1 rRNA gene is annotated in these 213 nt (G+C 56.3%); it reads right to left on the reverse strand.

The features are described from left to right. Positions 1–213: ribosomal RNA gene (locus HPT30_RS00005) — 23S ribosomal RNA — on the reverse strand; the annotation flags it as partial.

The raw sequence follows: 213 nt of genomic DNA on the forward strand, positions 1-213 counted from the left end.
TGTGCGGATTTGCCTACACACCAGCCTCACTGCTTAGACGGACATCCATCAGTCCGCGTCACTACCCTCCTGCGTCACCCCATCGCTCATAGCGGATTACGGTGGTACAGTAATTTCAAACTGTTGTCCTTCGACTACGCCTTTCGGCCTCGCCTTAGGTCCCGACTTACCCTGAGCGGACGAGCCTTCCTCAGGAAACCTTGGGCTTTCGGC

This window comes from Paenibacillus agri, from assembly GCF_013359945.1.
Taxonomy (GTDB): Bacteria; Bacillota; Bacilli; order Paenibacillales; family Paenibacillaceae; genus Paenibacillus_AQ; species Paenibacillus_AQ agri.